Genomic DNA, 12824 nt, shown 5'->3' with positions numbered 1-12824 from the left:
GCACCCAGATTGGCGGCCGGCGTTCAGGCTGCCGGAATGACCGCCAGCGCAAACCCATCGTTGCTGGCCGCATCGGCCTGCGGACGCAGGCCCAGCGCCACCGCGTGGCGGATCGATGCCGCCAGCGCCTGCTTGCGCCGCCACGCCGAACGCTTCTTCGACGCCACTTCCGTAATGTCGCGCTCGGGTTGCTGCACGGGCAGTTCGAAGTTGCCGCTCGACAGCGCCGTGCCGTGGTATTCGGCCCAGAAGCTTTCGTAGTCCGCCTGGATTTCGCGGGGACGGTGGCGCTGGCGTCCGACGTGATTGGCGCGCGACACCGCCACGATCCGGCGCGCGCCAATCTGGTCAGCCAGTGCCAGCAGCGCCTGCATGAGCGCGTCCTTCGGCCGAAGGCCTTCGCACGCCTTGGTGGCGGCGCGGATCCAGTCCCGGCTGGCGTCGTTCATCGGGCCCTGCAGCCCGCCTATATAGAGTTCCACGCCATCGGCGGCGCGTCGCAGGTAAAAGCTCAGTTGGGCCAGGCTGGCCCCCGTTTCGTTGTCGATCCAGTAAAGCCCGAGTTCGCCTTCCCGGGGATTCGGCCCGGAGTCGGTCAGCCGCAGCGTGTACCGGCCATCGCCGAAGGCCCAGTCCAGTCCGCCGCCCAGGTAGATACGATCGCAGACGCAAGCCGGTAGCGCATCGTGCATCAGCGAAAAATGCTCAAGCACCAGCCGCGCGCGCTCTCCAAAGCACAGGCCGTAGGCCCCAAGCGGCCGAAACGGCTTTTCCAGCACCACCGGCCGTGCGGCAATCACGCGCTCCAGCAGCGCGCACGAAGACGCCTCGCGCAGCCAGGACTGTGCCGTACTGCGACGGATGGCCGACAGCGCGACAAGCTTGATGCGCCGCGACAGCCATTTGCGGCTGCCGGTCGGATAACAGAACGTTGAAACCGACGCGACCGTGCCGAGATAGCGCAAATAATCGGCCGGCAATAGATGAAGAAATCCCCCTGCGTGGCTCTGAAGGCTCTGCAGACATGAAACTGGTCCATGCACGACTAACTGCTCCCCTGGTTGGCATGCCGATCTTTCTTCGAGACCTGATCACGCAGTGACGACCCTTGCCGTCGCGGCCGGCATCCGGCGCAACGCGAACGACCCGCCTGGATTGGATTTGTTCGTGGGGAAGGCGGCCCATCTCGTAATATGCCGTAACGCCTTGAAATATTGTAGGTTGACATTGTTACAAATTATCGACACGCCCGTAACAATGCCGGAGCAGGCACCCTGGCCTCATCCATAAAAAAAGCGGAGCCCGAAGGCCCCGCCTGTTGATCGTCACACGTGTCCGCGCATGACGCGTGGTCCGGCCTTGTGGGCCGGGACGTGCTGGCTTACCAGCGAACGTCCCGCTCCCAGGCCTTCATTTCCTCTTCCGCCCGTTCCTTCGTATAGCCGTAGCGTTCCTGGATCCGGCCGGCCAGCTGGTCACGCTTGCCGTTGATGACGGTGATGTCGTCGTCGGTCAGCTTGCCCCACTTTTCCTTGATCTTGCCCTTGGCCTGATCCCATTTGCCTTCGATCTGGTCCCAGTTCATATCTGGCTCCTTCGTGTGTCAGTGGACTGTGGATCATTGCGTTGCGGCGTCATATACGTGCCGGTTCGCGCGTCTGCCCGTAGCGGGCTGGCTTGCGTTGTTACTTGGCGTACTTGGCCTTCACATTGGCCTGGCACTTGTCCTTGGCGTCGCCGGACATCGCATCGCACTTTTCCTTGTCGGCCTTGTAGGCGGCGTTGGTCGTGTCCTTGCGTGCATCGGCGCGGGCCTCGGCCACGTCAGTGCTGGTACCGGTGGCGGCAGCCTTGTCGACCTTGGCTTCACCCAGGGCGCGTTCGTGCGATGCCTTGGCTTCCTTCACGCACACGTCCTTGTCGTTGCCCTTCTTGTCGTCGCACATTTCCTTGGCCACGTCATAGTCGCGGTCGGCCTTGGTCTTCAACGCCTTGGCGTGCGCCTTCTCGGTGCCGTCGCGCTTGGCTTCGGCGTTGGCCTTGGCCACGTCGTGGTCGCGCTTGGCTTCGGCCTTGCAGACGTCCTTGGCATTGCCGGACATCCCGTCACATTTGCTCTTGGCCGTCTTGTAGTCGGCATCGGCCTGCTTCACGGCGGCGTCATAGTCCGCCTTCGAACCCGCCTGCGCATAGGCCATGCCCATCGGCGCGGCCACCATCAACGAACATACTGCTGCACTCAGCCACTTCTTTGCGATCATGTCGTGCTCCTTTCTCGAGGTGGATACTTATCGGGCCCGGCAATCTCCGCGTTGCAAGCTGCTGGATTGCGTTGTGGCCCCGCTGTAGTTGCAGGTTATGTTTTGCCACCCCGTCGAAGCAGAAGGCCGCTGCTGAAACACTCGTAAGACAATTCCCACAGCATCACATTTGCTTAATGCAAGTGTCACAGCGGGACGGCCAGCACGCGATGCGGCATGAGGTGGCGGCCAATGAAAAAGGGCCGGCATGAGCCGGCCCCGGGCAATGACTGCAGCCCTTTAAAAACGGCGTCGCGTTCAGTGGGGCACCGAGTCGAGACCTGTTTCCTTCACCACGGCCTGCGCGGCAGGCGCCGCCAGGAATTCCAGCAAGGCCTTCGCCTCGGTGGGGTGCTCTGCCTTGACCGGCACGCCGCCCGCGAAACGCGTGACGGACTGCACTTCCTCGGGAATGCGGCCCACAAACGTCACACCGGGTACGGGCAGCAGTTCGGCCACCTGCTGGAAGCCGATCTCGTACTGGCCATTGGCCACCGTCGACGCCACCGGAATCTTTTCCACCTTCTTCGCCTTGGCGGCCAGCGCCGGAACGCCAAGCTTCGTGAACAGCTCGCGCTCCACATAGACCCCGCTCGCGCTGTCCGAATAGGCGATCGACTTCGCCTGCGTCAGTGTCTGGCGCAATGCGTCCACGGTGCGGATATCGGGCACGGTCGCACCCTGGCGCACCACCATGCCGATGCGCGAGTCCGCCAGCTCCACGCGCGACTGCGGATCGACCACGCCCTTCTTGATCAGGTCGTCCAGCGCATAGCCCACCATGATGACCACGTCGGCATGCTCGCCGCGCGCCAGACGGTTCGGAATGGCCTCGGGCGACTTGCCCATCGACGGACCGTGCTCGGTGTTTAGCCGGGCACCGTGCTGCGCAGTGAAGCCGGGCGCCAGCTTCTGGTAGGCGGCCGTAAATCCTCCAGAAATCATCACGTGCAGATCGGGCGCCTGCGTCGGGGCCTGCGCGGGTGGCTGGGCAGTGGACTGCGCATGGACGCCCGGCGCCAGCAGCATTGCCGCAGCAGCGCCCGCCGCCATCCAGTTGGTCTTGCTCATGTTCTTTTCTCTCCTTATCGGTCAGGCGGTACCCGCAGACTATAAGGGATGGCGGGGCGGCGCCGCAAAGTCACATTTCAAGAAGACCCCTTCACGGATATTGAAGGCGGCCGGCCCGGAACGACCTTGCGTTTTGTATCGATCGCTCTATAATCAGCCCTACGTTTCATACAGATCGATACAAAACGAGATCCACCATGGCACGACCCCGACAATTCGATGCGAACGCGGCGCTGTCCGCGGCCCAGGCCACGTTCTGGGCCAAGGGCTATCACGCCACGTCCACGCGTGAGCTGACCCAGGCCATGGGGCTGACCCAGCCAAGCCTGTACAACGCCTTCGGCGACAAGCGGCAGCTGTTCATGCAGGCACTGGACGACTACCTGAACCGCACGCTGCGCGAACGCATCGACCGCATCGAGGCCAGCTATCCGCCGGCGCAGGCGCTGGTGCAGTTCTTTGCCGAAAGCGTCGAACGCGGCGCCACCGAGCTGCCGCACCGTGGCTGCATGCTGATCAACACGGCGCTGGAGGCCTCGAACGAAGACCCCGAACTGAAGGCCGCCGTGGCGCTGGAACTGTCGCTGCTGCGCGCCTTCTTCGGGCGGATGATCCGCGCGGCGCAGGCCGAAGGCACCATCGCCGCGGTCCATGACCCCGACGACGCCGCGGCCATGCTGCTGTCACTGCAGGTCGGCATGCGCGTGCTGTCGCGCGTCATGCCGGAGCGCGCGCTGCTGGAGGCCTCGGTGCGCCCCGCACTGGCGTCGCTGGGCCTGCAGGCGGCAGACGGCCCGCCGGCCTAGAACCGCCCCACTCCCCCGATTTTCGACACGCTCCCACGCGGCCCGGCGCCGCGTGGCGGAGACGTTCGCCCCGACATTCGTGAAGGAAAACCATGTCACAAGATGCCCCCGCCGCCGTTCCCGTTCCGGGCGCCCCATCCGACAGCCGATCGCTCGACACGCGCGCCCTCCATGCCGCGTTTGCCGGCCTGTCCGCCAGCCTCGTGGCCATCGGCCTGGCCCGCTTTGCCTACACGCCGCTGATTCCGGCGCTGATCCAGGCCCACTGGTTCAGCGCAGCCGATACGGTCACGCTGGGCGCCGCCAACTTTGCCGGCTACCTGGCCGGCGCGCTGCTGGGGCGGCCGCTGGCCGCGCGGATGTCGAACCGTCATGCACTGCGCTGGCTGATGGTGGCCGTCACGGCAGCGTTCTTTGCGTGCGCGTTTCCGCTATCGGTCGGCTGGTTCTTTGTCTGGCGCTTCCTGTCCGGCCTGTCGGGCGGCGCAATCATGGTGCTGGTGGCCACGGCCATCCTGCCGCATATCGCGCCGGCCCGGCGCGCCTTTGTCAGCGGCATGATCTTCCTCGGGCTCGGTATCGGCATTGCCGCATCGGGCACGCTGGTGCCGGAACTGCTCAAGCTCGGCCTGCGGACGACGTGGTTCGGCCTTGGCGCCGTGTCGCTGCTGCTGACCGCGCTGAGCTGGGCGGGCTGGCCTGCCACCGACACGCCGCCGGGCATGCCGATGGCCACCCCGGCCGGCCAGCATGCGGCCGACGGCGCGCTGGGGTCGCATCGGCGCGCGTTGCGCGTGATCTATATCCAGTACGCGGCCAATGCCCTGGGACTTGTGCCGGCGATGGTGCTGCTGGTGGATTACGTGGCACGCGGCCTGGGCCAGGGCGCGTCGGTGGGCGCGGGATACTGGGTGCTGTACGGCATCGCCGCGATTGCGGGTCCGGTGGTCAGCAGCTGGCTGGGCGGCCGGCTGGGCTTCGGCAACGGCTACCGCATTGCCATGGTGCTGCAGGGGCTGGCGGTGAGCCTGCTGGCGCTGTCGCACCATACGGCGGCGCTGTGGGCGGCCACCATCGTACTCGGCGCCTTCACCCCCGGCATCGTGCCGATGGTGCTGGGCCGCGTGCAGGAACTGCTGCCGCATGACCCCACGGCCCAGCGCGCCGCTTGGAGCCGTGCCACGGCATCGTTCGCGCTGTTCCAGGCGCTGGGCGGCTACGGCTACGCCTGGCTGTTCTCGCATACCCACGAGAACTACACGCTGATCTTCGCGTGCGGCGCGGTGGCCATGGCCGTCGCGTTCGCGGCGGACTTCACCGTGCGGCGGACGGCCCCGGAGCGTGCCCAGCCATGAATCCGGACGGCGGCCTCAGCTGCCGTCCGCGAACTTCTGCAGCAGGCGCATGAACTCGCCAAATTCGGCCTCGGAGAAATTGCGCAGCCGATGATTGAGCACTTCGGGCGCGATATGGGGCAGTTGCGCCGCCACGTCCCTGCCCTTGTCGGTCAGGATCAGGTGGATGACGCGACGGTCCTCGTCGCTGCGCTGGCGCTGCAGCAGGCCCTTGTTTTCGAGCTTGTCCAACATGCGCGTCATCAGGCCGGTGTCGATGCCCAGCAGCCGGCTGACCTCCAGCGGCGTGCTGGCCATCCCGCGCATCAGCGACAGCAGGATGCCCATCTGCTGGGCGGTAATGTCCAGCGGGCGCAGCGCGGCATCCATCTCCATGAGCAGGCTGTTGCGTGCCCGGTTCAGGTGAAAGCCGACACTTTGCGTTAGCTGGAAGTTTTCGCGTGTGTAGTGTTTCACGGCATTTCAGGCAAATCAGGAAATGCCAATGTATCTGAGGCGTCAGAAAAAGAAAAGGACGCCACAGGGGCGCCCATCGTTTCGATCGGTTTCGAACGGACGATTCAGATACGTGCGGCCCCGCCCGGCTGGCCCAGCACGGCCATCACCTGCCTGACCACGGCATCGCCCACGCGCTGCGCTTCGCCGGCAACGCTGTCGCGCCGGGCTCCGGTCGCCCCGTGCAAGCCGGCGCTGGCCGCCGCCGACGTGGCCACGTGGCTGGCCGCCGCGCCCACGCCGGCCATCTCGGCCACGCCGGGCAGATGGCCGCTGTCGGCGCTGGTATCGAACAGCGCCAGCGGAATCGGCTGGGCATGTGCTGGCTGGTACAGCACCTGGACCGATGCCGACACATCGCTCTTGCCCGCGCCCAGACCGATCATCGTGCGACGGCGCTGATTGCCTTCGTCGATCCTGTCGAAGCGGCCTTCCACGATCAGGGCGTTGGCATCGGCGGGCACAGGGCCATCAAGACGCACGGCATGCAGCCCCTTGGCCTGAAGCTGGCGGACGATCTCGTCGGCCGTGGCATTGCGCGCGGCCAGCGCGGCCGGGTCCTGGGCGCTGCCGCCAGCGTCGCCAGACGCCATCGCCTTGATCCGGTGCATCATCGTGTTGTCGACCTTGACCTGGCTGGCGCTCACGTCGAAGCCACGCACATAGACCACGTCGGCCTGCACGTGCGACAGCGACGCCGGCACCGACGCTTCGGAGATCATCGTCGTGGCCGACGCGCCGCCAGCCATCATCATCGATGCCGCAGCCACGGCGGCGATGGTCAGTTGCCTGGCGGTGCGCGAGAGCGCCTGGAAAGTGTTCGTCATGATAGGGGTCCTTGCTGGGGGTTGCGGTTGGCACCGGACATCGGCGCCGGCAGACCCAGTATTGGACGAAGCCGCGCAACAGGCCAGGCGATAACTATTTCATCCCATGTCACGCGGGCAGCGACACCACCACCTCGAGCCCACCGCCTTCGCGCTCGCGGAACGACAGCGCGCCGCCGTGCAGCCGCGCGATGCGTTCGACGATGGCCAGCCCCAGGCCCGTGCCGCCCTCGCCATGCGTATTGCTGCCCCGGCTGAACGGTGCGCGCAACGGCTCCAGATCCGCCGCGCCCAGGCCCGTGCCGCGATCGCAGATCGCCACATGGGCCTGCCGGCCGTCCTGCCACGTGCGCACGAAAAGGCCCGTCTTGCCGTACTTGATCGCGTTCTGCATCAGGTTCATCAGCAGGCGCAGCATGCTGGTGGGCCGATACACCACCGGGGGCAGCGGCCCCAGGTCGAGTTCGAATTCGTGCCCCAGCCCCGCGAAATCGGCTGCCAGCTGACGCACCAGCGCATTGAGGTCACCTGGCTGCGGCGCCTCTTTCTCGCCGCTGCCGGCGTAGTCCATGAACTGCTGAAGGATCATGTCGATGTGATCGAGATACCCTTCCACCGACGCCACGAAGGCGTCGTCGGTGCCGCGCGGCAGCGTCATCGCCATGGCCAGGCGCAGCTTGGTCAGCGGCGTGCGGATGTCGTGCGAAACGCCCGCCAGCATCAGCGCGCGCGTTTTCTCGGCCTGGCGCAATGCCTCGGTCATGTCGTTGAAGGCACGGCTGACCTCGGCGATTTCGGTGGGGCCGTTGGTCGGCAAGGCCTCGGGCATCTCGCCCGCATGGATGCGGTTGGCCGCCTGCGCCAGGTCCTGCAGCGGCCGGTTGAAATGGCGCTGCAGCAGGTAGCCGGTCAACGCCGCCAGCAGCGCGAGCGCCGCCGACAGCGCAATGGCGGCCGTGATGCCGCTGGCCTGTGCGTCGGCCGTCATCGGCAGCGCAATCCACGTGGGCGATCCGGCGGCATGCACCTGGATCCAGAGCTTTTCGTCGTCGTCGCCGCCCTGCCAGCGCACATCGGTATGGCGCGCCAGGTCGTGCCGCAGCGCGCGCATGAACACGTCGCGCTGCCAGGTACGGAACGGGTGGGCCGTGTCGGCGCCGGGTGGATCGTCGGGCGGCGGATCGGTCTGCCCGCCCATGCGCGCCACGGCCGCGCGGGCCTCGCCGGCTGGCATGGTGGCGAGCGCGCGGTCCATCAGCATGACGTAGTGCGAGAACACGGCGGCGGCCCGCTCCACGCGCGGACGCTGCACGTAGTGCAGCAGCACGAACAGCGAACAGGCCTGCGTCAGGAAGACCAGGATCACCAGCAGGACGATGTTGCGCGCCAGCAGCGATCGCGGCAGCATGCGACGCATCATGCGTCCACGCCCGCCACCAGCATGTAGCCGACGCCCCAGACGGTCTTGATGAAGCGGGGCCGGGACGGATCTTCCTCGACGATCTGGCGCAGCCGCAGGATCTGCACGTCGATGCTGCGGTCCAGCGCGTCGTGGTCGCGGCCCCGGGCGCGCGCCAGCAGGTTTTCGCGGCTGACCCCGCGGTTGGGCGACGACCCCAGCGCGTGCAGCAACAGCATCTGGGCCGAGTGAACTTCCACGGGCGCCCCGCCGCGCGTCAGCGTCTGCTTGCCGACATCGAAGCGGAATTCCCCGAAGCTCAGGGTCTGGCTGGTCACCGTCGGGTCGCCCGCGGCAATCTTCTGGCGCCGCAGCAGCGCGCGGATACGCGCCACCAGTTCATCGGGCAGGAAGGGCTTGGCCAGGTAGTCGTCGGCGCCGGTATCCAGGCCGACCACGCGGTCAGCCGGGTCGCCCTTGGCCGTCAGCATCAGGATGGGCAGCGTCTGGCCTTCGGCGCGCAGCCGGCGGCAGATCGACAGCCCGTCCTCGGGCTCCATCATCAGGTCCAGCACCAGCAGGTCGTAGGGCTCGCGCTGCAGGTAGCGGTTGAGTTGCTTGCCATCGGCAACGGCCCGCACCTGGAAGCCATGGCCGGTCAGAAAACGCTGGAGCATGTTGCGCAGCTCGGCCTCGTCGTCGAGCACGATGATGCGGTGTCCCTGGTCCATGCCGCCCCTCCGGTTCTTGTGCTTCTGATCCTGGACTGACCTGCTGGCCCCGCCCCCCCTCAACGCGACCGCATGCGCTGGGCCATGAACGCCTCGATCTGCGGCAGCGTCAGATAGCCCGCGTGGTGCGTGTCCATCTCGTCGAAGTGCCGCGCCACCATCGGCATCCCCGCCTGCGCCTGTGCGCGCGTCAGCTTGCCGTCCCGCGTGGTGTTGGCGTTGGCAAAGCGGGTCTGCAGTTCGGACAGCACCTGCTCGGTACGTGCCATGCGGTTTTCACCGCCGCCGCCCGCCAGGCCTTGCGCACCGGCCCCTGCAGAAACAATACACAAGATCGTTACCGTGATCATCTTCTTCATGATGCAACTCCGTTGGTTTGCCGGCATCTGGCGTGCTTGCCCTGGCCGGCGAGGTTGAAATCGTTGCGGCGAACGTCGCCGCTCAGGCGTAGTGCGCGGGTACCCAGACGCCGCCCACCCAGTGCCCCGGCACCAGCACGGCCACCCGGGCCGGCGCCACATAGACCGGCGGCGGCGCCACCAAGACGGGCGCCACGCGCACCGGCGGGGGCGGTGTGACGACCACGGGCGCAGGCATCACCACGGGCGGCGGAGGGGGCGGCAGGACGGGAGCGGCCGGGGCCACCACTGCCACGGGTGCGGGCGGCGGCACTATCACCGGCACCGGCACCGGCGCCACGACCACCGGCGCAGGCGGCGGCACATAGATCGGGGCAGCGCCCACCACGACCGTGCTGCCGGTGCTGACCGTCGCCCCGTGGTAGACGGTGCTGCCGCCGCCGGTCGTCACCACGCCCGGCGCCACGCGGGTGGCGCTGCCGGCATGGGTGACGCTGCCGCCAGCGCTGTTGCTGACGGTGCCGGACCGATCGCACGTGTTCCCGGCGCAGTTCGTCCCGGCCGAATGGTTCCAGCTGTTGCCATTGCCGCCCGTCACGGTGCCCGACGAGCGGTACTGCCCCGGGCCGTCGCGCGTGACGCTGCCGCTGGTGCTGGCCGTGCGGCCGTTCGAACCGGTCATGTCGCCCGTATGGTCACAGGTGCCGCCCGCGCAGCTGGTGCTGCCGTCGTGCTGCACCGAACGACCGTTCGGCCCGACCGCCGTGCCGGCATTCGAGAACTGGCCCGGTGCGTTGCGCGTCACCGTGCCGGTGTTGGTGGCCGTCCGCCCCCAGGGGCCCACGGCGCCGCCGGCATGCGAGCAACTGCCGCCGCCGCAGGACATCGCATGGCCGCCGCTGAACTCGCCGCGCGGCGTATAGGCATGGAAGTGACCGCCGCTCCAGGCGAAGGCCGAAGCATTGGCAAGCAGCATCAGCGATCCGGCTGCGGCAATCAGGAGGCGGTTGGCCATGGTGTGTCCTCTCGGTTCGATTGACGCGTGGTGTTGCGTCGACGGGCTGAACTCTAGGAGGCGGATCGCTGGCTGTCGCCCTGGCATTCATGTCGGGATATGTCACGCCGGCCCGGTGTAACCGGGCGACATGATTGGCCGCGGGAAGGTGTCCCGCCGCGTGCGCCATGCACATCGCCGGCCCGGTGTGCGATCATCTGGGCCTGTCCCGACTTCCGTCCCGCCGCCCCCAGACCATGCCCGAACGCATCAGCGAAGACATCACGTTCCGCAAGCTCGAAGCGTTGCTCGCGTTCATGGACACCGGCAACCTGGCCAAGGCCGCCGAGGTGCTGGAGGTCAGCACCGTCAGCGTGCACCGGGCCCTGCATTCGCTGGAGGAAGGGTTGCGCTGCGCACTGTTCCGCCACGAGGGCCGCAACCTGCTGCCCACCGAAGCGGCCCACGTGCTGGCCGACGTGGCGCGCGACGTGCTCAAGACCATGGCCGATGGCGTACGTGTGACGCGCGAGGCCGCCGGCTATTCGGCCGACCAGCTCAAGATCGGCTCGCTCTATTCGCTGACGATCCGCACGGTGCCGCAGGTGGTGATCGGCATCAAGATGCGCCGCCCCGAACTGCAGACCGAGCTGGTGCTGGGCTCCAACGCCGACCTGCTCGACAAGCTGCGCCAGGGCACCATCGACGCCACGTTGATGGGGCTGCCCGAGCCGAGCGCCGAGATCGAGTCGATCCCGATGTTCGAGGACGACATCTTCTTTGCCGCGCCGGCCGACTCCCACTACGCGAAGCTGCCCGCCGTGGACCTGCGCCTGTGCCGCGACGAGCCGTTCGTGTCGCTCGGTGACGGGTTCGTGACATCGAGCGGCTTTGCCGAGGCCTTCCGCATTGCCGACTTCACGCCCAACGTGGTGATGAAGGTGGGCGACATTTTCTCGCTGATGAACCTCGTGGGCGGCGGCATCGGCTACTCGCTGCTGCCGGGCCGCGTGCGCGACGTGTTCGCGCGCAACGTGGCCTTCGTGCCGCTGACGGCCGACTACGGCATGAAGCAGACCATCGGGCTCAGCTTCCTGCGCCGCCGCGAGCGCGATCCGAACCTGCTGGCGCTGGCCGCCGTCTGCCGCATGCTGACGCAGTCCGGCGGCCGCCCGCCCTGCTGATCCAGCCCCGGGATCAGCCTCCCACGATCGCCTTGGTGGCCAGGTACAGCACCGACGGCCCCAGCAGGCAGCCCAGCCCGGTGTGGAACGTGGCCACCAGCGCGCCATAGGGCACCAGCCGGCGGTCCGTGGCGGCCAGTCCGGCCGAGACCCCGCTGACCGTGCCGGCCAGCCCGCCGAACACCATGGCGGCGCGCGGGTTGTTCAGGCCCAGGAAGCCCGCGGCGAACGGCGTGCCGACCATCACGATGATGGCCTTGATCAGCCCGGTGGCGATCGACAGCGCCATCACGTCCGAACTGGCGCCAAGCGCCGCGCCGGTGACGGGGCCCACGATGTAGGTCACCGCGCCCGCGCCGATGGTCGTCATGCTGACGGCGTCGCTGTAGCCGAACGCCCGCGCCACCAGCGCGCCGACGATGAATGGCACCACGGTACCCAGCAGCAGCGACACGGCGCCCACCATCCCCGCCTTGCGCGCCTCGCGCACCTGCACCTCGAAGGCCGTGGCAACGATGGCGAAGTCGCGCAGCATGGCGCCGCCCATCAGGCCGATGCCCGAGAACAGCGCGAAATCGGCCAGGCCTTTTTCCTTGCCGGTGACCACGCCACCGTAATAGGCCAGCCCCAGGCCGATCATGATGGCGATGGCCGACGCATGCAGGCGCCCTTTCGTCAGCCGCCTTGAAATCTGTGAAGACACCCACATCACGATGCCGACCGTGGCAAAGGCGGTCACCAGGCCGTTGTGGAGCAGGACGTTGTCGAACATCATGGCCGGCGCAGCGATAGTCATGGCGATCTCCCGGCTTATTGCGAAACGGCTTCGGCCGGCAGCGGCGGCAGCGGCTCGTGATCGCCGGTGCGGCTGAGCAGCGCGATCAGGCAGGCGCAGGCCGCCACGGCCAGGATGGCCGCCAGCACGGCCACCGGGCCGCCGCGCAGCGCGGCCACCACGTTCTGCTGGGCCGCCATGGCCACCACCACGGGGATGTACATCGCCCCCCAGAAGCCCACGCCGGCCTCGGTCTCCCTGGGCATCAGCCCCCGGTCGTGCAGGTAGAGCCGGATGAATATCAGCAGCAGCATGGCAATGCCCACCCCGCCCACATTGGACTTGACGCCGATGGCTGCGCCGAGCAAATCGCCCAGGTACAGGCCCACCAGGTGGCAGATGGCCAGTAAAGCGGTTCCGTAGATGATCATGGTTGTCTCCAGTTGGTATGGTTGGTATGGCGGGCGCCGCATCCCCGGTGGGGCGGACATTTGCAGACAACTCTAGGAACGGCGGCGCGCCGCATCA

General features: G+C 67.4%; 15 protein-coding genes. 3 read left to right on the top strand and 12 right to left on the bottom strand.

The window, feature by feature from the left end:
* Nucleotides 1–23 precede the first annotated feature (23 nt).
* The 4 genes from AC24R4_RS08480 to AC24R4_RS08465 form a co-directional block, all read right to left on the bottom strand.
* A complete protein-coding gene (locus AC24R4_RS08480; RefSeq protein WP_487522734.1) occupies nucleotides 24–980 on the bottom strand; it encodes a DUF535 family protein in 957 nt (318 codons plus the stop codon).
* 401 nt (nucleotides 981–1381) lie between these two features.
* Nucleotides 1382–1585: a CsbD family protein gene (locus AC24R4_RS08475; protein ID WP_153947099.1), complete on the bottom strand. Its 204-nt coding sequence runs from the start codon at nucleotides 1583–1585 to the stop codon at nucleotides 1382–1384.
* Nucleotides 1586–1685: 100 nt separating this feature from the next.
* Entirely contained in the window at nucleotides 1686–2258 is a 573-nt protein-coding gene (locus AC24R4_RS08470; RefSeq protein ID WP_249640910.1) for a hypothetical protein, read from the bottom strand.
* A 300-nt stretch (nucleotides 2259–2558) separates the two neighbouring features.
* Entirely contained in the window at nucleotides 2559–3329 is a 771-nt protein-coding gene (locus AC24R4_RS08465) for a substrate-binding domain-containing protein (protein ID WP_487523000.1), read from the bottom strand.
* Nucleotides 3330–3568: 239 nt separating this feature from the next.
* Between AC24R4_RS08465 and AC24R4_RS08460 the strand changes: the two genes are divergently transcribed.
* Together AC24R4_RS08460 and AC24R4_RS08455 are read left to right on the top strand one after the other, a co-directional pair.
* Nucleotides 3569–4177, top strand: a complete 609-nt coding sequence (locus AC24R4_RS08460; protein ID WP_487522733.1) for a TetR/AcrR family transcriptional regulator — start codon at nucleotides 3569–3571, stop codon at nucleotides 4175–4177.
* 92 nt (nucleotides 4178–4269) lie between these two features.
* Nucleotides 4270–5532, top strand: a complete 1263-nt coding sequence (locus AC24R4_RS08455; RefSeq protein ID WP_487522732.1) for a YbfB/YjiJ family MFS transporter — start codon at nucleotides 4270–4272, stop codon at nucleotides 5530–5532.
* A gap of 15 nt (nucleotides 5533–5547) precedes the next feature.
* Here AC24R4_RS08455 and AC24R4_RS08450 read toward each other — a convergent pair whose 3' ends face one another.
* The 6 genes from AC24R4_RS08450 to AC24R4_RS08425 all read right to left on the bottom strand — a co-directional run bounded on the left by AC24R4_RS08450 (nucleotide 5548) and on the right by AC24R4_RS08425 (nucleotide 10358).
* A complete protein-coding gene (locus tag AC24R4_RS08450; RefSeq protein ID WP_249640907.1) occupies nucleotides 5548–5988 on the bottom strand; it encodes a MarR family winged helix-turn-helix transcriptional regulator in 441 nt (146 codons plus the stop codon).
* Between the two features lie 104 nt (nucleotides 5989–6092).
* A complete protein-coding gene (locus AC24R4_RS08445) occupies nucleotides 6093–6854 on the bottom strand; it encodes a DUF4410 domain-containing protein (RefSeq protein ID WP_487522731.1) in 762 nt (253 codons plus the stop codon).
* Between the two features lie 109 nt (nucleotides 6855–6963).
* Complete coding sequence (locus tag AC24R4_RS08440; RefSeq protein ID WP_487522999.1) at nucleotides 6964–8271, bottom strand: ATP-binding protein; 1308 nt, start codon at nucleotides 8269–8271, stop codon at nucleotides 6964–6966.
* Nucleotides 8271–8984 (bottom strand): response regulator, encoded by a 714-nt coding sequence (locus AC24R4_RS08435; protein WP_487522730.1) that lies wholly within the window; start codon nucleotides 8982–8984, stop codon nucleotides 8271–8273. The genes AC24R4_RS08440 and AC24R4_RS08435 overlap by 1 nt, the downstream gene beginning before the upstream one ends.
* 59 nt (nucleotides 8985–9043) lie before the next feature.
* Nucleotides 9044–9343 carry an EF-hand domain-containing protein gene (locus tag AC24R4_RS08430; protein WP_487522729.1) on the bottom strand — a complete coding sequence of 100 codons (300 nt, stop codon included), beginning with the start codon at nucleotides 9341–9343 and terminating at the stop codon, nucleotides 9044–9046.
* Nucleotides 9344–9425: 82 nt separating this feature from the next.
* Entirely contained in the window at nucleotides 9426–10358 is a 933-nt protein-coding gene (locus AC24R4_RS08425; RefSeq protein ID WP_487522728.1) for a hypothetical protein, read from the bottom strand.
* A 236-nt stretch (nucleotides 10359–10594) separates the two neighbouring features.
* Between AC24R4_RS08425 and AC24R4_RS08420 the strand changes: the two genes are divergently transcribed.
* Nucleotides 10595–11521 (top strand): LysR family transcriptional regulator, encoded by a 927-nt coding sequence (locus AC24R4_RS08420; RefSeq protein WP_400395158.1) that lies wholly within the window; start codon nucleotides 10595–10597, stop codon nucleotides 11519–11521.
* Nucleotides 11522–11534: 13 nt separating this feature from the next.
* On the opposite strand, the gene madM is transcribed toward AC24R4_RS08420, so the two are convergent.
* Both madM and madL read right to left on the bottom strand, forming a co-directional pair.
* Nucleotides 11535–12317 (bottom strand): malonate transporter subunit MadM, encoded by a 783-nt coding sequence (gene madM, locus AC24R4_RS08415; RefSeq protein ID WP_400395156.1) that lies wholly within the window; start codon nucleotides 12315–12317, stop codon nucleotides 11535–11537.
* Between the two features lie 14 nt (nucleotides 12318–12331).
* The gene (gene madL, locus AC24R4_RS08410; RefSeq protein ID WP_153947089.1) at nucleotides 12332–12727 is read right to left on the bottom strand and encodes a malonate transporter subunit MadL; all 396 of its coding nucleotides are present in this window, start codon (nucleotides 12725–12727) and stop codon (nucleotides 12332–12334) included.
* Between the last annotated feature and the right edge of the window lie 97 nt (nucleotides 12728–12824).

This window comes from Cupriavidus sp. CER-90, assembly GCF_057652055.1.
Note: the sequence above shows the minus strand (reverse complement) of the source record. Positions and strands in the feature narration are given on the sequence as shown.

Coding starts and splice junctions, on each gene's coding strand:
- madM (WP_400395156.1), bottom strand. CDS start 12,317: ATGACTATCGCTGCGCCGGCCATGATGTTCGACAACGTCCTGCTCCAC.
- AC24R4_RS08465 (WP_487523000.1), bottom strand. CDS start 3,329: ATGCTGCTGGCGCCGGGCGTCCATGCGCAGTCCACTGCCCAGCCACCC.
- AC24R4_RS08430 (WP_487522729.1), bottom strand. CDS start 9,343: ATGAAGAAGATGATCACGGTAACGATCTTGTGTATTGTTTCTGCAGGG.
- AC24R4_RS08475 (WP_153947099.1), bottom strand. CDS start 1,585: ATGAACTGGGACCAGATCGAAGGCAAATGGGATCAGGCCAAGGGCAAG.
- AC24R4_RS08420 (WP_400395158.1), top strand. CDS start 10,595: ATGCCCGAACGCATCAGCGAAGACATCACGTTCCGCAAGCTCGAAGCG.
- AC24R4_RS08460 (WP_487522733.1), top strand. CDS start 3,569: ATGGCACGACCCCGACAATTCGATGCGAACGCGGCGCTGTCCGCGGCC.
- AC24R4_RS08440 (WP_487522999.1), bottom strand. CDS start 8,271: ATGCGTCGCATGCTGCCGCGATCGCTGCTGGCGCGCAACATCGTCCTG.
- AC24R4_RS08455 (WP_487522732.1), top strand. CDS start 4,270: ATGTCACAAGATGCCCCCGCCGCCGTTCCCGTTCCGGGCGCCCCATCC.
- madL (WP_153947089.1), bottom strand. CDS start 12,727: ATGATCATCTACGGAACCGCTTTACTGGCCATCTGCCACCTGGTGGGC.
- AC24R4_RS08425 (WP_487522728.1), bottom strand. CDS start 10,358: ATGGCCAACCGCCTCCTGATTGCCGCAGCCGGATCGCTGATGCTGCTT.
- AC24R4_RS08445 (WP_487522731.1), bottom strand. CDS start 6,854: ATGACGAACACTTTCCAGGCGCTCTCGCGCACCGCCAGGCAACTGACC.
- AC24R4_RS08435 (WP_487522730.1), bottom strand. CDS start 8,984: ATGGACCAGGGACACCGCATCATCGTGCTCGACGACGAGGCCGAGCTG.